Below are 25,655 nucleotides of genomic sequence, written 5' to 3' on the forward strand. Positions count from 1 at the left end.
TTCGAAGTCGGGGTGACAGGATTTGAACCTGCGACCCTCTGCTCCCAAAGCAGATGCGCTACCAAGCTGCGCCACACCCCGGCGGGGGCACTCCCCCCTGCGCAATCATACCCACGGGCCGCGCCCGTTTCGCAATTCGCTGCCCGGTCCGCTAAGGTTGGGGGGTCCCCGACCAGGGGGCGCGCGGATGTAGCTCAATGGTAGAGCCTCTGCCTTCCAAGCAGATCACGCGGGTTCGATTCCCGTCATCCGCTCCGTGGCGCTGGCCCCGGACCCAATCGGTCCGGGGCCCTCGTGTTCCCCCGCTCCCCCGCCCGGAACAGGAGCGGCCGCGCCCCGGACGCGCGGGCGAAACCGGGTGGCGCGCCGGGAACCAGTGCCGGGCGCGCCCGGCGCGGACCGTCCAGCGCGTCAGAAGGTCGCGGTGTCGATGACGTAGCGGTAGCGGACCTTCGAGGCGACGACGCGGTCGTAGGCGCCGGTGATGTCCTCGCCGCCGATGATCTCGACCTGGGGCGCCACACCATGGGCGGCGCAGAAGTCCAGCATCTCCTGCGTCTCGCGGATCCCGCCGATCTGGGAGCCCGCGAAGGATTTGGCGCCGTTGACGAACGCCCGCAGCGGCAGGCGCACCGGCTCCTCGGGCAGGCCGACGTCGACGAAAACACCGTAGGGGCGCAGCGTGCCCATCAGGCCCTCGTAGTCGAGGTTGTTGGCGCTGACGGTGCAGATGATGAGGTCGAAGGATCCGCGCAGGGCCTCGACGGCCCCCTCCTCGCTGGTCGCGTGGAAGGCGGAGGCGCCGAAACGGCGCGCGTCGGCCTCCTTGGAGCGCCCGTGGGAGATCACGCTCACCTCGGCGCCCATGGCGGCGGCGAGCTTCACGCCGACGTGCCCCAGGCCGCCCATTCCGACGATGGCGACGCGCGTGCCCGGCCCCGCCCCGTACCGGCGCAGCGGCGAGTACATGGTGATCCCCGCGCACAGCAGGGGCGCGGCGGCGTCGAAGGGGATCTGGTCGGGGATGGCGCAGGCGAACTCCTCCGAGACGGTGAATCCCTGCGAGTAGCCGCCGGTCGTCGGGTTGCCGTCGGCGTCGGCGCGGTAGGTCCACAGCGTGCCGGGCGTGCCCGTGCACCACTGCTCGTAACCGGCGCCGCACATTTCGCACTGGCCGCACGAGCCCACCATGCAGCCGACGCCGACCCGGTCGCCGACGGCGAAGCGGGTGACGCCCTCGCCGACCGCCGCCACGACGCCGACGAACTCGTGGCCGGGGACCAGCGGGTAGTCGACGGGCCCCCACTCCCCCCTGGCGGTGTGGATATCGGAGTGGCAGATGCCCGCGTACTTCACGTCGAAGTAGATCTCCCCCGGTCCGGGCTCGCGCAGGTCGATCGTGGTCTTGTGGAAACGGGTGGTCGCGTCGTCGCACGCGTAGGCGAGTACCTGGGGCATCGTTGCTCCTCCAATAGTGGGGCCGTCTCTTCAATCCTACGCCACACACCTGTTTTTGACCGGACAAAGAAAAAGGCCAGTCGCATCCCCGGGAAGGCGACCAGGACCCGGGACGACAGCACCCCTGCGCACTGGCGCCCACAGCCCCCGCGCCAAACCGGTCCCCCACGCACCGGTGGTCAAACACCCCGCGTCACACGCCCAACTTCTCGGACACTCGTCGGTTGCCCGCGCGAACCGGTGGTCAACCACCCCGCACCACACCACGGGGGGAGGGCCGCCGTCAAGCTGCCCAGTCACCCAGCGCCCCGCCGAGGCACCCGAGCGCCGCCTCGACTAGCGCCCACCGCTCGGCGGGAGGACAGCCCTTGTCGACCCACCGCAGGCACGCGGCGTCCACGAAGCCGTAGTACCCCCACAGCGCGTACTCGTGGCGCACCTGCTCGGAGGGGGCGAGGAGGCGCGCGAGGCGCTCCACGTAGTCGGCACGAACACGGACGCGCAGTTCCGCGGCGGCCTGCGGCTCCCCCCTCGACCCGCGCAGCGGCGCCGCCCAGGCGTCCGGGTGGCTGGCGATGTGGTCGAGGTAGACCAGGGTCGCCGCGCCGACGCGGTCGCGCACGGGGACCCCCTCGTCGAGGGCGTCGAGGGCTGCGGCCTGCTTGTCCAACAGGTCCTCGATCGCCATTTCGACGACCTGGGCGTAAAGCTCCTCCTTGCCGGCGAAGTAGCGGTAGACCAGGGAGCTGGAGGCCTGGGCGTCGGCGGCGATGGAAGCAATGGTCACATCGGCGAAGGGGCGCTGGGCGAAGGCGGCCGCGGCTGCGGCGAGGATCGTCTCGCGCCGCGAGTCCGGGTCGAGTCGGCGCCGGGGGGCGCGGTCTTGTCTCACCATATTGCCCATCCTATCGTTAGTGATATACGATCACTAAGCTTAATGAACGAGATTCACTAGGAGTTCCCCATGGACTGGAAACACCACGCGATCTGGTGGCACGTCTACCCCCTGGGATTCTGCGGGGCGCCGGTCCACGAGGCCGACCCGCACCCCGGACCCCGCCTGCGCGCCCTAATGGGTTGGCTCGACTACGCCGTCGAGCTCGGCTGCTCGGGCCTGCTGCTCGGTCCCGTCTTCGCCTCGGCCACGCACGGCTACGACACCCTCGACCACTACCGCATCGACCCGCGCCTGGGCTCCGACGCCGACTTCGACGCCCTCGTGGGCGCCTGCCGCCAGCGGGGCCTGCGCATCCTGCTCGACGGGGTCTTCTCACACGTGGGAAGCGACCACCCCCGCCTGCTGCGCGCCCTGGCCGAGGGCCCCGGCAGCGGGGCGGCGTCCATGTTCGACATCGACTGGGAGGCCCCCGGCGGCCCCGCCCCCCGCGTCTTCGAGGGGCACGCCTCCCTGGCGCGCCTCGACCACGCCTCGTCCGCCGCCGCCGAGTACACGGCAGATGTCATGTGCCATTGGTTGGACCGCGGCGCCGACGGGTGGCGCCTCGACGCCGCGTACTCCGTCAGCACGGACTTCTGGGCGCGGGTGCTGGCCGGAGTGCGGGCCGCCCACCCCGACGCGTTCTTCCTGGCCGAAGTCATCCACGGCGACTACGCGGGCTTCACCGCCGCCACGGGCGTCGACACGGTCACCCAGTACGAGTTGTGGAAGGCCGTCTGGTCCTCGATCAAGGACCGGAACCTCTTCGAACTCGACTGGGCGCTGCAACGCCACAACGCCTTCCTCGACTCGTTCACGCCCAACACATTCATCGGCAACCACGACGTGACGAGGATCGCCTCAGTCGTCGGCTCCGACGGGGCGGTCACCGCACTGGCGATCCTCATGACCGTGGGCGGGATCCCCTCCATCTACTCCGGTGACGAGCAGGGATTCACCGGCGTCAAGGAGGAGCGCGCCGGCGGCGACGACGCCGTGCGCCCGGCGTTCCCCGCCTCGCCGGACGAACTGGCGCCCTGGGGGTGGGGCGTCTACCGCGCCCACCAGGACCTCATCGGCCTGCGCCGCCGCAACCCGTGGCTCACCACGGCGACCACGTCGGCCGTCGCCCTGGAGAACCAGCGCTACACCTACAGGGTGCGGGCGGCCGACTCCAGCGCCCACTTGGACGTCTCCATCGACCTGGACCCCGCGCCCCGCACCACCATCCGCGACGGAGGCGGGACCGTCCTGTGGGAGCAGGCCGGGCACTGAGCCGAGGGCCCACTGCAACGTGCCGCGACGGCGGGCGCGCCATGAACAGGGCCGTCGGGCTCTGTCCGCACCACTTAGACCTGTTGTGCACCACTTAGGGTCAGAAGGCCCTCTGGTTCTCCCGGCGTGTCGGCGGCCTAAGTGGTGGACGGACGCGCTAAGTGGTGCGGACGGGCGCCGCACAACCGCACGCGGACGCGCGTCCGCCCCCCTACTCCCCTTTCGTCGCGGTGATGTCGAAGAACGCCCAGAACGCGCCCAGAAAGCAGCCGATGAGGAGGAAGTACCACTGCATCACGACCAGGTTCCCGGTCAGCAACTGCGCGAGCGAGACCGCCAGCATGACGACCGCGCCGACTCCGAGCCCCTTGGCCAAACCAAGCAGCTCAACGGTGGGAGGCGGCTGCGGGCACCCCCGGCCCACCCACCTGACCAGGCGGACGACGGCGGCGATCCCAACGAGGACGGCCGCTGCCACGACGACGGACCCCCGGAGCACCAGATCCCCGCGTTCCGGGGAGTTGAACATCAGGAGCAGGCCATGGCCGAACACCATGAAATCGAAGAGGAACACGGCGTGAACGAGCCTGCCCTGGCGGCGCGGCATTATCGACAGCTGCTGGAAGAACCTCATGCGCCCACCGGACTGCCCAGCCCGGTCCCGCCGAGCGCCGCCCCGCGCCCCGTGTCCTTCACAGTTCCCCGCCTTCCAGCCTCCGCTCCACCACGGCGGCGTACCGCAGCGGCCCTTGGTCCTTCCAACGGGGCGCGGCGTACACCCGCCGGATGCGGGCGATCACGGCGCGGCACCCGTCGGTGTCGCCCATTCTTTCCAGGCACCACAGCATGCAGTGCAGGGGCCGCGCCATCGCCTCCAGGTCGTTCTTCACCATGTACCCCGCGCACGCGGCCTCGCAGTGCTCGACGGCCTCACCGAATTCACCACTGGCTGCGAGCAACGTCGCGTACTGGTCGTGCCAGGCCCCCATCTCGTAAGCGCTGGAGTAGTCGCCGTCATCGCCCAGGGGCGCGATCGCGGCGCGCGACTGCTCCATGAGGGCCCGCACCTCGTCGAGGTGGAGGCGGGCCTCCTCCTGGGCGAGGCCCCTGATGGCCGTCCTCGCGGCGTCGCGGAGGCAGCGCCCCCGCAGCACGCGGTCAGCGAGGCCGTCGCCGTCGTGGAGGCAGGCGGCCTCCGTGTAGGCGCGGACCGCCCCATCGCGGTCATCCAGGGCCTCGGCGGCTTCAGCGGCGCGCCGCAAGTGGGACGCTGCGGCGCCCCGGTCGCCGCCCTCGATGTCCCGCTGCGCCAACTCGCGGGAGTTGTCGAACACGCCCTGGTGCTCACCGAGTTCCATGAGGGCGTGGCAGAGGGTCTCGCGCAGCGCGTACTCCAGCGGGGTGCGCCCGCACCCCTCCACGAGGCCCAGGGCGGACTCGACGACCTCGGCGCACTCCAGGTGGCGCTCATCGCGCATGAGCACCTCCCCCAGGTACCGCAGGGTCGAGGCGGCGCGCACGGGCATGCCTACGGCCAGGCAGACGTTGACGATCTCACGGAGCTGGGCGATGGCCTCGCGGAACTCCGCCATCGCGTCGGAGGCGTCCGCGATGACCTTCCTGGCCCGCATGGCGGTGATCGGGGGGCACGGGTCGTGGCCGCGCATCACCTCGTAGGCGGCGGCGCAGGCCTGGTAGGTCCTGCCCCGTTCCAGCAGGATCCTGGCGCGGTTGAGGCGCACCAGGTCCTCCGCGTCACGGCGGTGCTCAGCACATCCCACGAGCGCCTCCGTGCCCTCCAGCGCGGATCCGGCGCAGTCGCGGTCGCCCACCGAGGACGCGAGCCCCGCGATCACGGAGAGGGCGGAGGAGACAGCGGCCGCGTGCGCGCAGGCCTGGGCGGGTCCGCAATCCTCTGCGGCGCAGGCCAGGGCGGTGTCGGCGAGGCGCCGCACCTCTTCGATGCGCTCGTCCCTCAGGACGACGCCCCCACTGGGACGCGCGTCCCTCAGCAAGGAGGCATCGATGAGGACGCCCAGCGCGCGCAGCACGCACGCGCAATACCCGTCGGCCCCGGCACCCGGATCCCCGCTGGCGCGGTCGAACGCGCCTGCCACGGCGTCCCGCGCCTTGCGAAGCCACTGGGACGCTCCGTCGTGGTCCCCGACATTGCGGCGCATCGATGTCAGCAGCATGAAGCGCTCGATGTCGCGCCCGTCCATCGCCTCCAGTTGCGGGCCCAAACCCCGGGCGCACGCCTGGTCGACCACGAAGGAGCCCTCCGCCCCGTCGCCGGGGTCGAGGAAGGTCGCGGCGTAGCGCTCCAGCGCCTCCTCGGCGCCCGCCAGGGGGGCGGGGCGCGTTGTATCGACGGCGGGGTAGGGCGGCGCGTCGTCGTCGCCCGCCAGCCGCTCGTTCGCGGGGGCCGGCGGCTCGGCCGGCACCACGGTCCCGTCCTCAGCGAGGCGCTCGCCCTCAGGAAGCTGTTCGCCGGCCTCCAGCAGGCCGATCCCCGCGTCGGCGAAGGCGTCCTCGGCGGCGCTGAAAACGGGGCGGTCGAGTTCGCGCGCGGTCCACGACGTGAGGAATCCGTTGCCGTTGCGCTCGTCGAAGAGCCCGGCGACGTCGAGGGCCCATTGGCGGACCCGCGCCTGCGCCTGAGACAGCGTCGCGGCCGCATCCAGCGCCTCGGCGGGGCACCAGGGGCTGTCCCCCGCGACCTCCACGCCGAGTTCCTCGTCCCCACGGCCCGCGGCCACCGCCTCGCGCAGGACCACGGCGGCGCCGCGCAGCAGCAGGAGCAGGGAGTAGGCGCTGTCGGCGCGCGACGCGAAGGGCAAGGACTCGCGCAGGACCCTGACGCCGCGGCCCACGTGGCCGGACAGGGCCAAGTACTGCATGTGCCGCGCTAGTCCGTTCGTGAAATTCGGGTTGAAGCGCTGGAAGCGGTAGGAGCGCACGTGCGCGTCCCACGCGGCCTTGGGCCGTCCGCTGGCCAGCAGGGCCAGCAGCGCGGAGGACTGGATGTTGGCGGGCTGGTGGGAGCACCCGAGCTCACCGCTGAGGACGGGCACGGCGCTGGCCACGGCACGCTCCCAGTCCTCCTCCGCGCTCGCCACGATCACCTGGCGCTCAGGGTCGCACGCCACGCAGTCGGACAGGCGGTCGCGCCCCGTGGCGCGCCAAGCGGCGATGTCGCGGCGGACGGCCTCCATGTCCCCGAGGCTGAAGTCCACGTACACGGCAGCGCCGTGCACCGTGTGCATGGAGGCGCTGTGCGCGCGGTAGAACCACTCCAGGCCCTCCATGAGGCGGCGCACCTGGTCCACGGGCACACGGGGGTTGTCGGCGGCGCACCCCACGATCCACTTGTACCGCCATTCGAAGTGGAACAGGCGGCGCCCGGTGAGCAGTTCCGGGTGCTCTTCGAAGGCGGCCAGGCACCACGCGAAGGGCGCCATCGCCTTCCAGCCCTCGTTGCCGTAGGCATAGGCGTCGGCCAGCGCCAGGTGCGCGTCGGCCCGCAGCCCCAGGTCGTCCACGTCCAGGGACCACGCGGCCGCCTCGGCCACCTGGGCGGACCTGGCGGGCCCCCAGCCCATTGTCTCGGCCTGCGCGAGCCTGTGGCGGATGTCGTCGGCTGTGGTCATGGTCCGTCCTTCCGTGGGTGGTCGAGCGCCGCGTCGATGAGGGCCCCCAGGACCTGCCCGGCCCACGCGCGCTCCTTCGGGCCCAGCGCCTGGCGGCCCTGGAGCAGGCACTGCACGTACAGGCCGCGCAGCACCTGGGCGGCGACCGCCCCGCCCGCGTCCAGAGCGGCCAGTCGCGCAATCAGTGGGTTCGTGCGGTTGAGGACCATCCGGGGAGGCCGGGTGCGCGCGAAGGGGTCGTCGATGCCCAGCAGCTGCGCCCACACTCCCGAGGCCGCCTCCTTCGAGGCGCGGGCGATCTGTCGGCCCGCCAAGTCCGGGTCGGGCAAATACAGGGCGGGCATGGTCGCGGGCTCGAATCGCCGCATGACGACCTCGCAGTCGCGGGGGTCGATGGCCCGCCGGGCGGCGAGCATGAGACCCGCCGCCTCGGCCTCCTCCGTCGGGGAGCACGGGCTGAAACTGTCCAGCAGGCGTGCGGGGTCGACAAGCGCGATGTCCGCGCCCGACCCGCCCAGCGCGGGACTGGCCAGGAATGCGGAGAGCACCTCCTCCTCGTAGGCGTAGCCCGCGTTCACCAGGACCACGCCCTGGCTGGCGGCCACATCCGCGAGCGCGTGGTACTGGTCGACCGTGCGCGTGTAGCGCACCGGGACGCCGAGGTCGGCCAGTTGGGCCAGGGTCCTGGGGCCCTGGGTGGTTTCGAAGGGGACGTGCTCGACCACCAGTTCGAGGACGAACCCGTCCGTCGTCGCCACCGACCGCAGGCCCATGGCGTGGGCGGAGACGAAGGCGGCGAAACGGGTGGGCGCGTGCCGGGCCAAGTCGTCCAGCCAGGCGCGCACCCGCTCGCCGACCGCCGCCCGGGCGTCCTCCAGCGCCTCGTCGTCGACCAGTTGCTCGCGCGAGGCCGTCAGGCGCAGGTGCGCGGAGTCGGCGACGACCCACGCGAAGTACGCCCACGGGGGCGCCAGCCCGTAGGCGCTGTGTGAGACCAGCATTCCCTTCGCGTAGACCGTGTGGCGCGCGTCGCCGACGCGCCCTTCCTGCGGGCTGATCGCGATGGCGCCGCGCAGCCCTGCCGCTGCGACATCGAAGTCGATGACGTCGATGGGGGCGAACCCCAGGTTCTCCTGGCACCACTGGGCCCGGTCGCGCCCGCCCACCCTCCACACGGGCAGGGCCCTGCCGTGGCGGGTGACCGCTCCCCCGCCCCGGACCTCGATATCGGCGTCCAGCAGCGAGGCGAACTCGTCGACCAGGGCGCGCACGGTGGCGGGCTCCATCCACGCCTCACCGGGGAAGGGGCGCAGGACGACCCGGGTCCCGGGGCCGGGAGGGAGGCTCTGGGCCTCGTGGGCGGGCGCGGGGCGCACGCAGTAGGTGCCGTCGGCGCTGCCCGTCCACTCGATGGCGCCGTCGGCCCCCGCCCGGGCTGAGCGCGACACCACGGTGATGTCCGGGCTCACCATGAAGCAGGAGAGCAGTCCGATGCCGAACTGCCCGAGGAAGTCGGCGCGCGCCAACCCCAGTTCGTCGCGTTTCGACGAGGCCCCGATGGTGGACAGCAGGGAGGCGGCCTCCTCCTCGGTGAGGCCGATCCCCGTGTCCGAGCAGGCGAGGCCCCCGTCTCCGACGGTGAGGACGATGCGCGCGGGGCAGTCCGGCTCCAGTTGGCGCCGGGCGGCGATGGCGTCGACCCCGTTCTGCAGCAGCTCCCGCATGTAGACGCGGGGGCCGGAGTAGAGGTTGCGGGAGAGCAGGTCGACCATGCCCCGCAAGTCGACGTGGAACTGCGCCACGCCTACCCCGCTTCCTTCTCGTCGTCTATTCCCAGGACCTCGCGCAGGGCTTTGAAGCGCTCCACGGTCGTGGTGGTCATCATGCCCAGGTAGTCGTGCAGTTGCTCGTCGTTCGCGCCCGCCTCGATGTTCACGAGCGCGCGCGTCGCCACGGTGGTCGCCTCGCCCTGGGAGGGCAGGACGAAGACCGAGGGGACCCAGCAGGACTCGTTGACCTGGGTGGCCGCGGCCGCCACGCGTTCCTGGGAACCGGGGCCGTGCCCGGTGCCGTACGTTTCGCGTCCCCTGACGCTGAGTAGGCGCGGAGAGGGGATCTCGATGAGGAACTGGGTCCGCCCGGCCCCCGTGTGGATCTCGTCGTAGTCCTCGCCCCTCCTGCGCTCGTACTCCCAGCCGATCCGCTCCAGCCAGGCGGCCACGCGGTCCATCGTGACGGGGGGCGTGGCCGCGTTGTCCGGGTCCGTCCACCACGCCATCAGCGGGCCCCCTGCCGTTGGGCCAAGTCGGGGAGCGCTTCCGCCGCCTCCTGCAGTGCTCCCCCGATCACGGATACCGCCATGTTGAGGTAGCCCGCGAGCTGCTCATTGCTCATGCCCTTCCCAATGAACGCAGTCGTCTGGGCGAACAGGTGCCGCGGTGGCGCCGTCCGCGAGGAGATCCCGAGTTTGGCGACCACACCGTCGAGCGTGTCCTGGCGGATGTGCGCGTCGACGCGTTCGAGGTCGGTGTCCGCCAGCTCGGGGTGCCAGTACCCGCGCACGGGCAGCAGGTCGCTGAGTTCAGCGCCCAAGAAGATGTAAATGGTGAACTCCTCGAAGCGGAGGACGATATTGCGGTCGTCATCGATGGTGTAGCCCAGGTCCTGGCTCCACAGCCAGTCCGCTATGCGCGCCGTCGTCACCTGTGGCTGTGCGCTCATGCGTGCGGACCCCCTTCGTGTTCCGTACCCACTCTAGACCCGGTATCCCACCGGGACAAGGGAGTTACCGCGCAAGCGGTCGGAGTCCGGTGGCGGCCCCGGGATCTGCTGGCCCGGGAACGGCAAAACCCCTGGAACCTAATGGTCCCAGGGGTTTGCTGGGGTGGCTGACGGGACTCGAACCCGCGACGTCCTGGACCACAACCAGGTGCTCTACCAACTGAACTACAGCCACCATTCGGCCCGGAGAAGGGCAACGGGAAGAGACTAGCACCCCGCCCCAGCAGGAGGGAAATCAAGCGGCCCGCACCGGCGGTGGCGTGCGCCATAATGCGCCGCAACGGGGCGCTCCGCTCCCCTCACCAGTGGGCGCGGGCGGAGATCGCGTCAGCGAAGTTGCCCAGAGCACGCGGGGTCGTCCCCAGGTAGAGGTCGGCATCCACCAAGGAGACCTCCATGACCATGAAGGACCCGTGCCCGTCGGGGACCAGATCCACCCTGTTGAAGAGCAGCAAGTCGTCGTGCCCGTTGCGCTCGCGGACGTAGTCGTGCAGGACCCGGCGGATCTCCTCGCCCCACTTCCACGCGACTGAGTCGGCCGGCTCGGCGGTGACCACCGCCTCGTGGACTGTGGGGTCGGTGACGGAAGCGGGGTGCAGGGCCGCCCGCTTCTCGACCGCGTGGGAGACCAGTCCGTTGAAGAACACCAGCGAGATCTCGCCGTGGACTTCGATCTCCTCCATGTAGCGCTGCACCATGACCGAGCGCCCCTCCCGCAGCAGGGACTGCACCTGGCGCATCGCTGCCTGCCGCTGGGAGATCGACAGGGTCGTGTAGCGCCCGATGTCGCGCACGCCCGAGGAGACTGCGGGTTTGATGACGAACTCGCCGAAAGCGGGGAAGCGCGTGTGGATCTGGTGCTTGGACAGACTGTGCTCCGGCTCCAGCCAGGAGGTGGGGATCGTGGGCATGCCGCGCGCCGCCAAGTCGCGCAGGTAGTGCTTGTCGGTGTTCCAGTCGAGCACGTCCGCCGGGTTCAGCACGCGGCGCAGGCCCCTGGCCCATTCGAGGAACGCGGAACGGTCCGCCGCGTAGTCGGACACCGAGCGCACGACGACCATCCCGGCGTCATCCCAGTCCACGTCGGGATCGTTCCACACCGCGATCCGGGGGGCGCAGCCCCGTTGGGCGAGCTCATCGGGCAACCCCTCTTCCCCGTGGAAGAGGTTCGGCATCGACGCGCAGGTCACCAGCGTCACTTTCGGCTTGGAGGTCATAGGACCAGGGTAGCCGACCCCGGTCTACCCCGCGTGCGGTTTCCACCGGCGGCGGACGCCCACGGCACCGGCGTTCCCACGGGTGCGCCAACCGCCCCCCGCGCGCGGCGGCAGGGAGCAGGAAACGACCAGGGGGATGCGGGTCTCGAGGACCGCCCCGTGCGCCGGGGCGGGGAGCCCCCTCAGCGCAGGCTGACGGTGCGCGCGGCCGCTTCCTCCAGCAGCGCGTCGATGAGGGCGGGGTAGTCGACCCCGGCGGCGGCCCACACCTGCGGGAACATGGAGATCGGCGTGAAACCGGGCATCGTGTTCACCTCGTTGACCAGCACCGTCCCGCTGTCCTCGTCGAGGAAGAAATCGACGCGGGCCAGGCCCTCGCACTCGAGGGCGTCGAAGGCGCGCAACGCGGTCTCCCGCACCCGTTCCTCGTAGGCGGGGGCGACCTTCGCCGGGCACACCAGGCCCACGACATCGTCGACGTACTTGTGCTCGTAGTCGTAGAACTCCCCGTCGGGCACCTCGATCTCACCAAGGGGCGCCGTCGCGCTGCGCCAGTCGGCGCGGCCCCCCAGGACGCCGCACTCGACCTCGCGGCCGACGACGCCCGCCTCGACGATGACGCGCGGATCGTGGTTCTGGGCCTCCTTGACGGCCACCGCCAGCCCCTCGGGGGACTCCACCTTCGAGATCCCCACAGACGACCCGGCACGGCACGGCTTGACGAAGACCGGGAAGCCGAGGGCGGCGGCGCGCTCCAGGCACGCGCCCTGGTCCGCCTCCCACTGCAGCGGCGTGATCAGCTCCCAACGGCCCACGTCGATGCCCGCGCCCGCCAGCACGACCTTCGTCAGGTGCTTGTCCATGGAGACCGCGCTCGAGGCGACCCCGCATCCCACGTAGCGCACCTCCGCCATCTCGAGCAGCCCCTGGATGGTGCCGTCCTCGCCGTAGGGGCCGTGAAGCAGCGGGAGCACGATGTCCACGCGGCCCAAGTCGCGGGCGCCGACCACCCGGGCCCCCGGATCGGCGGGGTCGCCGTCGTAGGAGAGCTCCACCAGGCTGCCGCCCCCGGGGGTCAGCGCCACCCGCGTCGCCCCCGCCTCGACGCTCCGCCCCTTGCCGTCCTTGAACTCCAGGAGCGCGGGGTCGTCGCTGGCGCGCACCCACTGGCCGTCCTTGGTGATCCCCAGGGGGACCACGTCCCATTTGTCGCGGTCGATGGCCCTCAGGATACCCGCGGCGGTCGCGCACGAGACCTCGTGCTCGCTGGAGCGGCCGCCGAAGACGATGAGGACGCGTGGGCGTTCGAAGTCAGTCATGCCTCAAGGGTAGCGGCATCCGGGGACGGCTCAGACCAACGTGATCTTCCACCCGTCCATCTTGCGGGGGCGCGAGAGCAGCATGTGGCCCATGTCCTCGATGGTGGCGTCCCCCTCGACGACGCGGACAACGGCCTCCGTGATGGGCATGTCCACACCGGCCCCGCTGGCCAGCTGCAGGATCGGGCGCGCCGACGCCACGCCCTCGACGACGCCCGGCGAGCGCTCCAGGGCCTCCTCCAGGCTCATCCCCTCCCCCATGCGGTGCCCCAGGGAGAAGTTGCGCGACAGGCGCGACGAGCACGTGGCGATCAGGTCGCCGATGCCCGCCAGCCCCGCGAAAGTGGCCGGATCGGCCCCGAGCGCGGTCCCCAGGCGGGTCATCTCCGCCAGGCCCCGGGTCTGCAGCGTCGACCGGGTGTTGATGCCCAGGCCCATGCCCTGCGCCGCTCCGATGGCCACGGCGATCACGTTCTTCGTGGCGCCCGCGATCTCGGTGCCGATCACGTCGGTCGACACGTAGGGGCGGAAGTACGGGGTGTGGCAGGTGGAGGCGATGCGCTTGGCGAGCTCCAGGTTCTCCGAGGCGACCACCGTCGCCGTCGGGTTCTCCTCCGCGATCTCGCGCGAGAGGTTGGGCCCGGACAGGACGGCGATGCGGTCCTCGCCGACGCCGGCGCTGTGGGCGATGACCTCGTCCACGCGCTTGAAGGACGACAATTCGATGCCCTTGGCCAGGGAGAGCACGCCCGCGTCCGGGTCGATCGCGCAGGCGGCGGCCTCCATCGTGGGGCGCACGGCCTTGACGGGCACGGCGACGACCACCAGGTCCGCGCCGGAGACCGCGCCGCGCAGGTCGGTGGTGGCGCGCACGGAGCCGGGCAGCTCGATGCCGGGCAGGTACGCGGGGTTCTCGCCGTCGTTGATGAACTCGACCACGGCGGCGTTGCGCCCCCACACCGTGACCCCGGCACCGGCGTGGGCAACCACCCTGGCGAATGTCGTTCCCCACGCGCCCGTCCCCAGGACTGCCACGCGACCGTACCCGTTCTCCTCGCTCATGCCCCCAAGGGTACTCGGTCCCGTCGCGCGGGCGCAGCGACTGCGCGGGGCCGCGCTCCCCGGCGCCGGGTCCGCGGGCGCCCGGCCGACAGGGGCCCGGGCGGCATCCCGGGGCGCTGCTCCCCCTCGCGGTCCTTGGCGGGCAACGCCAAGACCATCGGGGCGCGGGGCGTCACTCCCCCTTGCTGGCGCCCTTGCGCTCCTTCTTCGCCCTCTTGCGCTCCTTCTTGGCGCGCCTGCGCTGCTCGTGCTCCCACCACGGCCCCGCTTCGGTCTTCGGGTCCCAGATCTCCTCGGGCGCCTCGACGCCCCGGATCCGGGCCACGCCCTGGCGCACTGCGAGCGCAATGCGCCGCGTCGCCTCGTCCACCGCCGCGTGATCGTCCGAGCCCGCCTCGCTCATGAGGTCTGACAGGTCCACGGGCGCGCCGAAGCGGTACGATAGGGGGCGGCGGGGCTTGAGGTTGATCCTCTTGGAGTTGTAGGGCTCCATGATCCTCTGGGCGCCCCACTGCGACACGGGGATCACGGGAACGCCGGTGTCCAGGGCCAGGCGGGCGGCACCGGACTTGAAGGCCATGGGCCACTCCTCGGGGTCGCGGGTGAGTGTGCCCTCCGGGTAGATGCCCACCACCTCCCCCGCCGCCAGGGCCTCGCGCGTGGGCGCCAGGACCGCCGCCGGGTTCTGATCGCGGTCGACGGGGATGAGGCCCATGCCCTTGAAGACCCACCCGAAGAACGGGACTTTGAACATCGAGCGCTTCGCGAGGAAGCGCACCGCCGTATCCCGTTTCATGAAGTACCAGCACAGGCACAGCGGGTCGACGTTCGACAGGTGGTTGCTCACCAGCAGGAAGGCGCCCTCAGTCGGCAGGTTCTCGGTGCCCTCGGCGTCGAAGCGCACCCACGGGGTCATGATGGGGGTGAGCACGCACTTGGCGAATCGGTAGAAACCGGTGACTCGACTCATGGGCGCAAGTGTATCCGAGGACCCCTGCCCCGGTCCCGCCCCTGTGCGCGGCCCGCATCACCCCCCATCCGAGCGGGGCGGGGCGCCAGGGGGCCGGGAGCAGCGCGCTGGGGGGCTGGACGCCCGACGGGACCGGGAGGCGGGCGCGCCGCGCGGAACCGGTCAGACCAGCACGCGCACGACCTCGGACGCCACCTCGACCGTGAAGGGAACCGTGGCCACCACGTCGCCGTCGGCCATGGCGGTCATCCCCTGCGGCTCCAAGAACTCGACGAGGCGGGCGCTGCTGACGCGGATGCGCGGGTCGTGGGCGCCCCGGCCCGCGACGACGCGGGCAAGGACCGGAAGCGCAGAACGGGTGGGGATCGGACCGACGTGGCAGACCTCCAGGACGCCGTCGCACATGTCCGCCCCAGGGACCAGGGCGATCCCGCCGCCGAAGCGGCCCGAGTTCGACACCGAGGCGATCCACCCGGACAGGTCGCGCTCCTCGCCGTCCACGCGCGCACGGATCGGCGCGGGCCTGTGGGTCGCAAGAGCAGCGAAGGCCCCGTAAGCGTAGGCGAGGGGACCGTTGGAGAGAACGGACCGGTTCGCCAGCAGGTTCGCCCGCGCGTCCAGGCCGAGCGAGACGATCCCCAGTGCCAGGCGGCGGCCCGCCCCATCGCCGCGCACCCACATTCCATCGATGGCGCGCACGGACCCGTCGATCGCCCCGCGGTCCGAGCCCAGCGGTGCCAGGCCCGAAGCGCGCTGGAGGGGATCCGCCCCCACGCCGAGCGCGCGGCACAGGTCGTTCCCCCGCCCGCCGGGCATCGGAGCAAGGACTGCGCCGCGGTCGTGGCAACCTTGTGCCACCGCAGCCAGGAACCCGTCCCCGCCCAGGGCGCCGACGGCATCCGCCCCGGGATCCACCATCGAAGCGGGGTCATCGCCCGCAGTGGTCACGACCACCTCGACGTCCCAGCCCCCACCCCGTAGCGCTGCGACGACCGCCGGACCCACGCGCAGCGCCCGTCCGCCGGCCGACATCGACGACACGAGCAGCCGCATCGCCGGACGGCCCGGTCCCACTGCCACGGGTCAGTCCACGTAGCTGACGCGGGCGTCGAGTTGGTGGAGCTTGCGTGTGAAATGCTCGTACCCGCGCGAGATCACGTCGATCCCGGACACCGTGGAGGTCCCCCGGGCCGCGAGTGCGGCAATGAGGTGGGAGAAGCCGCCGCGCAGGTCGGGCACCTCGATGTCCGCGGCGTGCAGGGGCGTGGGCCCGGAGATGACTGCGGAGTGGAAGAAGTTGCGCTGCCCGAAGCGGCACGGCGTCCCACCCAGGCACTCGCGGTACACCTGGATGGTCGCGCCCATCTGGCGCAGGGCCGAGGCGAAGCCGAAGCGGTTCTCGTACACGGTCTCGTGCACGATGGACAGCCCGTCGGCCTGCGTGAGGGCGACGACCAGGGGCTGCTGCCAGTCCGTCATGAAGCCCGGGTGGACGGCGGTCTCCAGGGCGATGGAGTGGAGGCGCTCGCCGGGGTGGTAGAAGCGGATTCCGTGGGCGTCGATGTCGAAGGCGCCCCCCACCTTGCGGAAGGTGTTGAGGAAAGTCGTCATGTCGGGCTGGAGGGCGCCGCGCACGTAGATGTCCCCGTGTGTGGCCAGGGCGGCGGCGGCCCACGAGGCGGCCTCGATGCGGTCGGGCAGGGCCGTGTGGCGGTAGCCTCGCAGCTTCTCGACGCCCTCGATGCGGATCGTGCGGTCCGTGTCGACGGAGATGATCGCGCCCATCTTCTGCAGGACGTTGATGAGGTCCATGATCTCGGGCTCGATGGCTGCGCCCCGCAGGGTGGTGATGCCCTCGTTGCGCACAGCGGTGAGCAGGGTCTGCTCCGTGGCGCCCACGGACGGGAAGGGCAGCTCGATGATGGCGCCGTGCATGCCCGAGGCGGGCCGCCTGATGCGCACGCCGTCGGGGCGCTTGTCCACGACGGCCCCGAACTTGCGCAGCGTGTCGAGGTGGAAGTCGATGGGGCGCCCGCCGATGGCGCAGCCGCCGAGCTCGGGGATGAACGCCTCGCCGAGCTGGTGGAGCAGGGGGCCGCAGAAAAGGATCGGGATGCGGGAGGCGCCGGCCAGCGTGTCAATGTCGGAGCGCGAGGCGATCTTGACGTTCGTGGGGTCCAGCATCATTGTGCCGCGGTCCTGGTCGAAGTCGGCGGTCACTCCGTGCAGGCCCAGCAGGTCGGAGACGACGTCGACGTCACGGATCAGGGGGACGTTGTAGAGCTCGGACGGAGTGTCGGCCAACAGGGAGGCCACCATCGCCTTGGGCACGAAGTTCTTCGCGCCGCGCACTGTGATCTCCCCGCGCAGTGGGTGGCCGCCCTCGACTCGCAGCACCGATGACATAGTGGTCGCTCCTGGGTTGGTTGAAGTGCCTGGCCACTACTCTAGGCCACCGGGCTTCGCCCGGGGATCCCGTGGCCGGTCGTCTCGAACACACGGGCGGCATTCGTTGGGCGCTCCGACTGCCGACGCCCGGCGCCTCGCGGAGCACTGCTGGGTCAGCGGCCCGGCCAATGGCCCGGTCCGTCGGGTGCGCTGCCAGGCGGGCGCGGCCGCCGCGCGCGTTCAGGCGCGGCCGCACTGCCCACAAGGAGGCGCAGCGGCCCGGCCATGGGTCAGCCGATTCCACGCGCCGAGGCGACTTCCTCCTTGGGCAGGGTCCTGGCGGGCAGCGTGGCCGGTTTGAAGCCGGGGCACCCCGCCTCGTAAGCGGCGATCTCGTCCTCGTGGCGCAGCGTCAAGGCGATGTCGTCGAGGCCCTCCATGAGGGTCCAACGCACGTAGTCGTCGATCTGGAAGGTGCCCGAGATCGCACCGGCGCGGAAGGTCTTATCCTCCAGGGACACGGTGATCTCGGTGCCGGGCTCTACCTCGAGGAGCTTCCACAGGGACTCGCAGTCCTCCTGGGAGACGACGCCCGCCACCAGGCCCTGCTTACCGGAGTTCCCGCGGAAGATGTCGGCGAACTTGGGCGCCAGGACGACGCGGAACCCGTAGTCCTTCAGCGCCCACACCGCATGCTCGCGCGAAGAGCCGGTGCCGAAGTCGGGGCCTGCGACCAGCACGGAGCCGTTGCGGTAGGGGCCCTGGTTGAGGACGAAGCCCGGGTCGGAGCGCCAAGCCGCGAAGAGCGCGTCCTCGAAGCCGGTGCGCGTCACCCTCTTGAGGTAGACAGCCGGGATGATCTGGTCGGTGTCCACGTTGGACCGGCGCAGCGGCACGCCAACGCCCGTGTAGGTGGTGAACTTCTCCATAGCGTTGCTCCTGGGCCGGTCAGAGGTCGGCGGGCGAGGACAGGGTGCCGCGCACTGCGGTCGCGGCGGCCACCACGGGGGACACCAGGTGGGTGCGGCTGCCCTTGCCCTGGCGCCCCTCGAAGTTGCGGTTCGAGGTGGACGCGGAGCGCTCCCCCGGGGCCATCGTGTCGGGGTTCATCCCCAGGCACATCGAGCACCCCGCGTTGCGCCACTCGGCGCCGAACTCGCGGAAAACGCGGTCCAGGCCCTCGCGTTCGGCCTGGAGGCGCACGCGCGCGGACCCCGGGACCACCATGACGCGCACGCCGTCGGCTTTACGGCGCCCCTTGAGGATCCCGGCGGCAGCGCGGAGGTCTTCGATGCGCCCGTTGGTGCAGCTTCCGATGAACACGGTGTTCACGGCGATATCGCGCATGGGGGTGCCGGCCTGAAGGTCCATGTACTCCAGGGCCCGCTTCGCGGCCGCGCGCTTGTTCTCGTCGGCGAAGTCCTCCGGGCTGGGCACGGCCGCAGACAGGGGGACGCCCTGGCCGGGATTGGTCCCCCACGTGACGAAGGGCTCGATGTCCGTGCCCTCCAGGACCACCTCGGAGTCGAAGACGGCGTCCTCGTCGGAGGCCAGGGAGCGCCAGTACTCGACCGCGCGGTCCCAGTCCTCGCCCTCGGGGGCGTGGGGGCGGCCCTTGATGTAGGCGAAGGTTGTGTCGTCGGGGGCGATCATGCCCGCGCGGGCTCCGGCCTCGATGGACATATTGCAGATCGTCATGCGCCCTTCCATGGACAGCTCCCGGATCGCCTGTCCGCGGTACTCCAGGACGTAGCCCTGGCCGCCGCCCGTGCCGATCTTGGCGATAATGGCCAGGACGATGTCCTTGGCGGTGGACCCCGCGGGCAGGGAGCCGTTGACGGTGATGGCCATCGTCTTGAAGGGGGCCATGGGCAGCGTCTGGGTGGCCAGGACGTGCTCGACCTGACTGGTGCCGATCCCGAAGGCGAGCGCCCCGAAGGCGCCGTGGGTCGAGGTGTGGGAGTCGCCGCACACGATCGTCATGCCGGGCTGTGTGAGGCCCAGCTGAGGGCCGACGACGTGGACAATGCCCTGGTCGGCGTCGCCCAGGGAGTGCAGGCGGATCCCGAACTCGCGGGCGTTCTTCCGCAGTGTGTCGATCTGCGTGCGGCTGGTGATGTCGGCGATGGGGCGGTCGATGTCGACCGTGGGAGTGTTGTGGTCCTCGGTGGCGATCGTCAGGTCGGGTCGGCGAACCTGGCGCCCGGCGAGACGCAGTCCTTCGAAGGCCTGGGGGCTTGTGACTTCATGCACCAGGTGGAGGTCGATGTAGAGCAGGTCGGGGGCGCCATCGGCGCCCTTGGACACGATGTGGTCGCGCCACACCTTCTCCGCCATTGTGCCGCTCATCGTCTGGCCCTCCCCCTGCTGCTCGACTGCGGTGGATCATTCGCGCCTCCGCTCCCCCATCCAAGCGCGCATCTCATTTCCCGGGCCAATAGTCTCACAGAGTGGGATTCCAACAGTCAGAACCCGTACTGTTTCACATTTTGGAGGGTTGCCATCTCACTAATTGAGACCGAAAATAGGTGCATGGAAGAGCAAACATCGAGCGGCGTCGGAGTCCTCGACAAAGCGGCGCTGGTCCTCAACGCCCTTGAGCCCGGCCCTGCGACACTCGCGCAACTCGTTTCCACCACGGGCCTCGCACGGCCCACCGCACACCGGCTGGCCGTCGCCCTCGAGTTCCACCGCATGGTCGCGCGCGACATGCAGGGCCGTTTCATCCTGGGCCCCCGCCTCCAGGAGCTGTCCACCGCCGCGGGCGAGGACCGTCTACTCGCCGCCTCGATGCCCGTCCTCCAGGCCCTGCGCGACCACACCAAGGAGTCCTCGCAGCTCTTCCGCCGACAGGGCGACTACCGGGTCTGCGTCGCGGCCTCCGAGCGCGAAATGGGGCTGCGCGATTCGATCCCCGTCGGAGCCACCCTGTCCATGAGCGCGGGCTCCGCCGCCCAGGTCCTACTCGCCTGGGAGGAGCCCGACCGCCTCCACAGGGGCTTGTACGGCGCCTCCTTCAACGCCACCATGCTCTCCGAGGTCCGCCGCCGCGGCTGGGCCCAGTCCGTCGGCGAGCGCGAGCCCGGCGTCGCCTCCGTTTCCGCTCCCGTGCGAGGCCCCTCCGGGCGGGTGCTCGCGGCACTGTCGATCTCTGGCCCCATCGAGAGGATGGGACGCCAACCCGGTCGCCAGCACGGCCCCTCCGTCATGGCCGCCGCCAACCGCCTCTCCGAGTTCCTCCACAGCGTCGACGAGGCCGACTTCTAGGGCGTACCGCGCAAGCGACCAGGTTCACTATCTTCCAGGGCGCGCCGCCCGAGCGACCAGGTTCACCGCGTTCCCCGCAGGTCCAGCCCTCGTTCCTTCTTGGTGTCGCACACAAGGAAGGGAATTAGCAAACACGGGGCCGCACCAGGCGGCTTGTTTCTGCCCTTATGCGCGGCGCGCGTCAAGTGAATCGAAGGCCTTGTGTGCGCACCCCCAGGGGCAGCGGACAACCCGGGGGAGCCGGACTGGGAACCAGCTGTCAAGCCCTGGCGGGAGAGGGCATCCCCTGGGCGTGGGCGCGCATTGCCGGCACTGGCGCGCGTTGTCGACAATGTGAGGGGGTTGTCGACACCGTGAGGGGGATATAACGCGCGTCGGTGTCGATAACGCGCGTCGGTGACTGCAACCATCGTCGACGCCGGTGACCGTTGTCGACGGTGACGACCGTCCTCGGCGCCGATAGCCGTCGTCAGCTCCAAGTGCGACGGTCGCCCGGGCCTACTGGCACGGCAAGCCGCCTACTCCAATGCACCTTGCCCACCCCGGTGTGGCTCACGTACCCGTGGGAAGAACAACGGAGCCCGTTTTCACAGCGATACCACCTGGCCAGCGAGTGGCTGGGGCACGGATACCCCACGTCGTGGGCTGTTTTCAAAGAGATATCGCGCTTGTAAAGCGCTACCACACTTTGCAAGCGTTATAACACTTGCAAAGTGACGGTATCCCTTTGAAAACTCGACTTCGCTTGCAAAACAGCCCCCACACCAGCCTGACGGGCGCAGCTTCCCTTTGAAAGCGCGGCATCGCTTGCAAAACGAACGGTGCCCGGCCCCGACCGGGCCACTTCTCAACGCATGATTTCGCCGAGGGGAACCCGAGCGGCCAGGCCCGGCATCGACCCAGGACGGCATCCCGACCCGGAAGGCGTGGAACACGGAGGTCCCCGGGCGCGGACGAGTATTTTCTCTCTCCCCCCGACCCGGAAGGCGTAGAACACGGAAGCCCCCCTGGCGCGGACGAGCCCCCGACCCAGCTCAACACGGAACGGGGTACGCCCCAGCACGACACAGGCCGGCATCGACCCAGCACGACACAGAACGGGGCCCGCGACCTCCTGGTCGCGGGCCCCGTCCGCCTTCGCACCGGCGTGTCAGCCGATCCACCGCCCTGATGAGGAGAAGCGGTAGGTGGTGCCGTCGATGACCTGGGTTCCGGTGGCCATGACGCCGGAGGCGTGCATGTAGTACCAGGACCCGTCAACGGGGACCCAGCCGATGGCCATCGCACCCGAGTCCGTGAGGTAGAACCAGGAGCCGCGCACGTACAGCCACCCGCGGTCCATGGCGCCCGAGGGGGCGAAGTGGTACCACTGGCCATCGATCCTGGCCCAGCCGGTCGCCATCGCGCCCGACGGCGCCAGGTGGTACCAGGTGCCGCCCAGTTCCAGCCATCCTGTGGCCATGGCCTTGGTGGCCGGATCCAGGTAGTACCAGGAGCCGCCGTCGTGCAGCCAGCCCGAAACAGCGGCACCGGAGGAGCCGTAGTAGCGCCACTGCCCGTCCGTGCTGTCCCAGCCGGTCACCATCCAGCCCTGCGCGTCGAAGGCGTAGTCCTTGCCGTCGATCGTGAGCCGGGTCGACCTCGGGTACGTGCCATCGGAGTAGCGGTACCACCAGCGGGATCCGTCCTTCACCCACTGCCCGGTGAGCGGCTGGGGCCCGACCCCGCCAGTGGCCTGGGTGAACACGGCGACTGTGCGCGCCGGAACAGTCACTGTGCCGGTCGCCGCGTCGAACGTGGCTCCCTTGACGACCTCGTCCGATCCGCCCGCCTGGACGCTGCTGAGCTGGAACGCCCTCCCGGCCAGAGCGCCGACCGTCTGGGTCAGGGGCTTGTCCGAGGCGTTGAACACCGCGAGCACGCCGTCCAGGGCGGGATCGGCGTCGGCCCCCACTGTGTCGTCAACGAGCATCGTGAGAGAGCCGGGCACCGCGCCGCCGCCCGGGAAGGACACCTTCTGCCCGATGAGGTCCGCCGAGCCCAGGGCGAACAGCGGCGTCGAGGCGCGCAGGCGCAGCAGGTCCATGGCTTGGCCGTTGGCCGACGCGATGTCGGCGGGGGTCGGCTTGAGGGAGGCGTTCTCGAGGAGCGGCCTCATGATCGGCCACTTGTCGCCGTTCTTCGAGGCGACGGGCAGGCCCGCGCCGAAGCCGTTGTCCTGCCCGGTCCAGTCGATGGCGTTGAAGTGGTCGCCCGAGTTGTACGAGTCGCGGTCCAGGGACTTCGAGCGCAGGAGCTCCGTGCCCGACGACCAGAAGGAGGGCGACTGGCCGAGGGCCACGGTCGCCAGCGACAGGGTGTTCATGCGCACCCTGTCGCCCATCGGCACGGACGTGGGCAGCTTGTACGTGAGCAGGTCGAAGAGCGTCTCATTGTCGTGGGCATCGACGTAGTTCACGGACTCGGCGGGCTGGGAGGCGTAGCCCGCCCCCTGGCCGTTGTAGTCCAGCTGCTTGCCGGTCACAGAGCGCCCGTCGTAGGTGGTCATCGCGTAGCCCTTGAGGTTGCCGGCGAGACTGAGCTTGACCAGGTCCACCCTGTGCTGGTAATCGGCCTGGCGCTCCGCGTCGCTCCTGGTGTCGAGCCCGTTGGGGTCGGAGAACGCCCCCGAGCCGAATCCCTGGTAGACGCGGTGGTCCTCGTCGAAGGGGCCGCCGCCGTGGACGGCGTCGCGGATCCGGTCGTTGAAGGCGCCGATCCCGGTGCCGTCGAGCTGGCCCTGCGTGGCCTGGGTGAACAGCGCGTTGTTCGCGACCTCGCCGAAGTTCCAGCCCTCCCCGTACAGGTAGAGGCTGGACCCATCGACCCCGTCGGCCTCCAGCGTCAGCTGGGACAGGGCGGCCTTGGCGCGCTCCATGGTCTGGCGCGAGTGGTGGCCCATGAGGTCGAAGCGGAATCCGTCGACGTGGTAGTGGCGCGCCCACATCACCAGGGAGTCGATCATGAGCTGTTCGCTCATCGCGTTCTCAGTGGCCACGTTGGAGCAGCACGTGGAGTTCTCCACCCCGCCCGAGGCGTTGAGGCGCTGGTAGTAGCCGGGAACGATCCTGTCGAGCACGGACTTGGGGTCCTGACCGGAGGCCGTCGTGTGGTTGTACACCTGGTCGAGCACCACCTGCAGTCCGGTGGCGTGCAGAGCGCCCACCATCTCGCGGAACTCGACGGTGCGCCCCCCGCCGTTCTGGTTGGCGTCAGTGGCGTAGGAGCCCTCCGGGGCCATCCAGTGCAGCGGGTCGTAGCCCCAGTTGAAGGCGTCCTGGTCGGCGACAGCGCTCACGGCGGCCTGCTGCTCCTCCGAGGCGGGCCCCGCGCCCTCGGGGATCTGCGGGGTCTTCTGCTCGGCGCGCTTCTCGGGGATGGTCGCGATGTCGAAGGTGGGCAGCAGGTGGATGGTGTTCATCCCGGCCCCCGCCAGTTCTCCCAGGTGCCTCATGCCCGCCGAGCCGGAGACGGTGAACGCCTTGTAGGTGCCCCTCATCTCCTCGGGCACGGACTGGTCCTTGGCGGAGAAGTCGCGCACGTGCAGCTCGTAGATGGCGCGCGAGGCGTCGTTGCGGACCTTGGGAGCGGGGGTGGAGGCCCATTGGGCGGGCGCGAGCGCCCCGTCCGACAGGTCGATGGCCACTGAGCGCGTCGAGTCGACGGTCAGGGCAACGGAGTAGGGGTCGGTGACGGTGTTCGTCTCGACTTTGCCGGTGGAGGGCACGTAGACCTCGACCTCCCACTGGAACTGGGCGCCCTTGGTGATCGCGCCGTCCGCGTTCGCCACCCGCCAGGTGCCGTCCGCTCCGGCTTGGGCCTCGGTGCGCACGGCCTCGCCTGCGGCCTCGGCCGCAGAGCCGGTCGGGTCGGAGGTGTTCCACGTCAGCAGCGACACCTTCCGCGCGGTGGGGGCCCACAGCGCGAAGGAGGGGACGTCGCCGGCCCAGGTGACGCCGAGGGCGCCGTCGCGCGCAGTGGCGGCGTAGAGCTCGTCGAGGACGGGCGCCAGCTGGACGCCGGTGAAGGCGTTGAGCGCGCCACCGCTTCGGGCCTGCGTGACGGCGACCTGGCCGCGCAGCGCCTCGCGCACCTGCTCGGAGGTGAGGGAGTCGCCGATGCCGAGGGCCAGGTAGCCCCGCAGGTTCGGGTGGGCGTCAGTCACCTGAGAAGGCAGGTCCCCGATCACCGTCAGGGGGTGGCTGTCGCCGCCGGTGACCGCGCCCCCGTCCACGCCGGCGCCCCCGTCGGGAGCGGTGACGAGCGTGTAGGCCAGTCCGGCCTCGCCGGAGATCACTTGGTCGCGACTGACGCCGTCGGGCAGCAGGGAGACGGGCCAGGCGAGGGTCTTCTCACCCACCCAGTAGGCGCGCTGCTCGCCCACGCCCTTGAGGGGGGCGTCGGCGACATCGATGTCGAGTTTGTGGGTGGCGAGCGTGTACGTGAATGTCACGAGATTGCCGGCCTTCGTGTTGAATGAGTAGTTCGCGCCGCCCGGGGCGCCATCGACCCCGTAGTTCTCGTTCCACGAGAGCCCGTGGGCGACCTTGAGCTCGTAGGAGCCCGCGGGCAGCCTATCGGTCGAGTAGGTCCACGTCCCGTCGCCGCGCGGCACCATGAGGGGGGCGAGGCAGTCGGGCGCCCAGTCGCCGCCGTTGTCGCCGCGGGTGCAGCCCAGTTCGGACTGGAGGGAGCCGGGCAGAGTGATGACGGGGCCGTCGGTGGTGTTCCACACGCGGTGGGTGACCGGGTCGTAGTAGAAGGTCACCGTGGTCGCCTCGGTGGTGGAGTAGGCGATGTTCGCCCCGCCGGGGATCCCGCCCGCGCCGTAGCTCACATCCCAGGTCCCCCCTATGGCGACCTTGTACTCCCAGTCGCCCTTGGGCAGGTTGAAGGAAGCGGTGTACAGGCCGGACTCGGGGTCGCGCGCCAGGGCGGCGCTGGAGCAGTCGGGCTGCCACTGCGAGGCGCAGCCCATCGCGGTGTTGTGCGAGCCGGGGATGGTGACGAGGTCGGGCGCGGCCTCGGCGGACGCCCCTGATTGGGCGCCGGTGGGCGGGGCGTCTGCCGCCATGGTGGGCGCGCCCAGCAACGAGAGGCCGCCCAGGGCCAGCGAGACCGCGGCGGCGAGGGCGGCGCTTACCGACGCCCGGTGTTTTCTCCTGTGTTTCCAGCGGATGAGAGTGCGCACGAAGACTCCTTCGTCCATTGTGTTGGTCGCCCCGGGGGATGGGGGTGCCTCCACTTTAGAAGCCCCGGATTTGTTTCTGCAAGGTTTCTGCAAAAGTGCGG

18 protein-coding genes and 3 tRNA genes are annotated in these 25,655 nt (G+C 70.7%); 3 read left to right on the forward strand and 18 right to left on the reverse strand.

The genetic code is table 11. The annotated features are described in order from the left end of the window. Positions 1-7: 7 nt before the first annotated feature. Positions 8-81, reverse strand: a tRNA-Pro gene (locus G447_RS0102420). A 102-nt stretch (positions 82-183) separates the two neighbouring features. Between G447_RS0102420 and G447_RS0102425 the strand changes: the two genes are divergently transcribed. Beyond that, positions 184-254 (forward strand) — tRNA-Gly (locus tag G447_RS0102425). A 157-nt stretch (positions 255-411) separates the two neighbouring features. Here G447_RS0102425 and G447_RS0102430 read toward each other — a convergent pair. Together G447_RS0102430 and G447_RS0102435 are read right to left on the reverse strand one after the other, a co-directional pair. Next, on the reverse strand, positions 412-1,458 hold the full coding sequence (locus G447_RS0102430) for an NAD(P)-dependent alcohol dehydrogenase (protein ID WP_026429906.1): 1,047 nt from the start codon (positions 1,456-1,458) through the stop codon (positions 412-414). 283 nt (positions 1,459-1,741) lie between these two features. After that, on the reverse strand, positions 1,742-2,353 hold the full coding sequence (locus G447_RS0102435) for a TetR/AcrR family transcriptional regulator (RefSeq protein ID WP_026429907.1): 612 nt from the start codon (positions 2,351-2,353) through the stop codon (positions 1,742-1,744). 69 nt (positions 2,354-2,422) lie between these two features. On the opposite strand from G447_RS0102435, the gene G447_RS0102440 reads away from it, so the two are divergent. After that, entirely contained in the window at positions 2,423-3,670 is a 1,248-nt protein-coding gene (locus G447_RS0102440; RefSeq protein ID WP_026429908.1) for an alpha-amylase family protein, read from the forward strand. A 211-nt stretch (positions 3,671-3,881) separates the two neighbouring features. Here the strand turns inward: G447_RS0102440 and G447_RS0102445 are convergent, their stop codons facing one another. The 14 genes from G447_RS0102445 to leuC all read right to left on the reverse strand — a co-directional run bounded on the left by G447_RS0102445 (position 3,882) and on the right by leuC (position 19,406). Continuing rightward, a complete protein-coding gene (locus tag G447_RS0102445; protein ID WP_005869866.1) occupies positions 3,882-4,304 on the reverse strand; it encodes a hypothetical protein in 423 nt (140 codons plus the stop codon). A 58-nt stretch (positions 4,305-4,362) separates the two neighbouring features. Next, positions 4,363-7,320 (reverse strand): hypothetical protein, encoded by a 2,958-nt coding sequence (locus G447_RS0102450; RefSeq protein WP_026429909.1) that lies wholly within the window; start codon positions 7,318-7,320, stop codon positions 4,363-4,365. After that, positions 7,317-9,122 (reverse strand): HSP90 family protein, encoded by a 1,806-nt coding sequence (locus tag G447_RS0102455; protein WP_026429910.1) that lies wholly within the window; start codon positions 9,120-9,122, stop codon positions 7,317-7,319. The genes G447_RS0102450 and G447_RS0102455 overlap by 4 nt, the downstream gene beginning before the upstream one ends. Before the next feature lie 2 nt (positions 9,123-9,124). Further along, positions 9,125-9,598: a YbjN domain-containing protein gene (locus G447_RS0102460; RefSeq protein WP_026429911.1), complete on the reverse strand. Its 474-nt coding sequence runs from the start codon at positions 9,596-9,598 to the stop codon at positions 9,125-9,127. Further along, on the reverse strand, positions 9,598-10,041 hold the full coding sequence (locus G447_RS0102465; protein WP_026429912.1) for a hypothetical protein: 444 nt from the start codon (positions 10,039-10,041) through the stop codon (positions 9,598-9,600). Before G447_RS0102465 ends, G447_RS0102460 begins: the two co-directional genes overlap by 1 nt. Before the next feature lie 159 nt (positions 10,042-10,200). Beyond that, a tRNA-His gene (locus G447_RS0102470) sits at positions 10,201-10,276 on the reverse strand. Positions 10,277-10,400: 124 nt separating this feature from the next. Beyond that, on the reverse strand, positions 10,401-11,318 hold the full coding sequence (locus G447_RS0102475) for an ATP-grasp domain-containing protein (RefSeq protein ID WP_026429913.1): 918 nt from the start codon (positions 11,316-11,318) through the stop codon (positions 10,401-10,403). 182 nt (positions 11,319-11,500) lie between these two features. Next, complete coding sequence (locus G447_RS0102480; protein WP_026429914.1) at positions 11,501-12,637, reverse strand: D-alanine--D-alanine ligase family protein; 1,137 nt, start codon at positions 12,635-12,637, stop codon at positions 11,501-11,503. Positions 12,638-12,667: 30 nt separating this feature from the next. Further along, entirely contained in the window at positions 12,668-13,699 is a 1,032-nt protein-coding gene (locus tag G447_RS0102485; protein WP_005869861.1) for an NAD(P)H-dependent glycerol-3-phosphate dehydrogenase, read from the reverse strand. A 172-nt stretch (positions 13,700-13,871) separates the two neighbouring features. Next, positions 13,872-14,669, reverse strand: a complete 798-nt coding sequence (locus G447_RS0102490) for a lysophospholipid acyltransferase family protein (RefSeq protein WP_026429915.1) — start codon at positions 14,667-14,669, stop codon at positions 13,872-13,874. Positions 14,670-14,831: 162 nt separating this feature from the next. Beyond that, positions 14,832-15,749 carry a diacylglycerol/lipid kinase family protein gene (locus G447_RS0102495; protein ID WP_424141089.1) on the reverse strand — a complete coding sequence of 306 codons (918 nt, stop codon included), beginning with the start codon at positions 15,747-15,749 and terminating at the stop codon, positions 14,832-14,834. 3 nt (positions 15,750-15,752) lie between these two features. Continuing rightward, the gene (gene murA / locus G447_RS0102500) at positions 15,753-17,075 is read right to left on the reverse strand and encodes a UDP-N-acetylglucosamine 1-carboxyvinyltransferase (protein ID WP_005869884.1); all 1,323 of its coding nucleotides are present in this window, start codon (positions 17,073-17,075) and stop codon (positions 15,753-15,755) included. 272 nt (positions 17,076-17,347) lie between these two features. Beyond that, the gene (gene leuD / locus G447_RS0102505; protein WP_026429917.1) at positions 17,348-17,986 is read right to left on the reverse strand and encodes a 3-isopropylmalate dehydratase small subunit; all 639 of its coding nucleotides are present in this window, start codon (positions 17,984-17,986) and stop codon (positions 17,348-17,350) included. A gap of 19 nt (positions 17,987-18,005) precedes the next feature. After that, entirely contained in the window at positions 18,006-19,406 is a 1,401-nt protein-coding gene (gene leuC, locus G447_RS0102510; RefSeq protein ID WP_026429918.1) for a 3-isopropylmalate dehydratase large subunit, read from the reverse strand. A gap of 183 nt (positions 19,407-19,589) precedes the next feature. On the opposite strand from leuC, the gene G447_RS0102515 reads away from it, so the two are divergent. Next, positions 19,590-20,324: an IclR family transcriptional regulator gene (locus G447_RS0102515; protein ID WP_005869873.1), complete on the forward strand. Its 735-nt coding sequence runs from the start codon at positions 19,590-19,592 to the stop codon at positions 20,322-20,324. Positions 20,325-21,474: 1,150 nt separating this feature from the next. Here the strand turns inward: G447_RS0102515 and pulA are convergent. Beyond that, entirely contained in the window at positions 21,475-25,572 is a 4,098-nt protein-coding gene (gene pulA / locus G447_RS0102520) for a pullulanase-type alpha-1,6-glucosidase (RefSeq protein WP_051226213.1), read from the reverse strand. Positions 25,573-25,655: the final 83 nt, after the last annotated feature.

The organism is Schaalia georgiae DSM 6843 (assembly GCF_000429245.1).
Lineage (GTDB): Bacteria > Actinomycetota > Actinomycetes > Actinomycetales > Actinomycetaceae > Pauljensenia > Pauljensenia georgiae.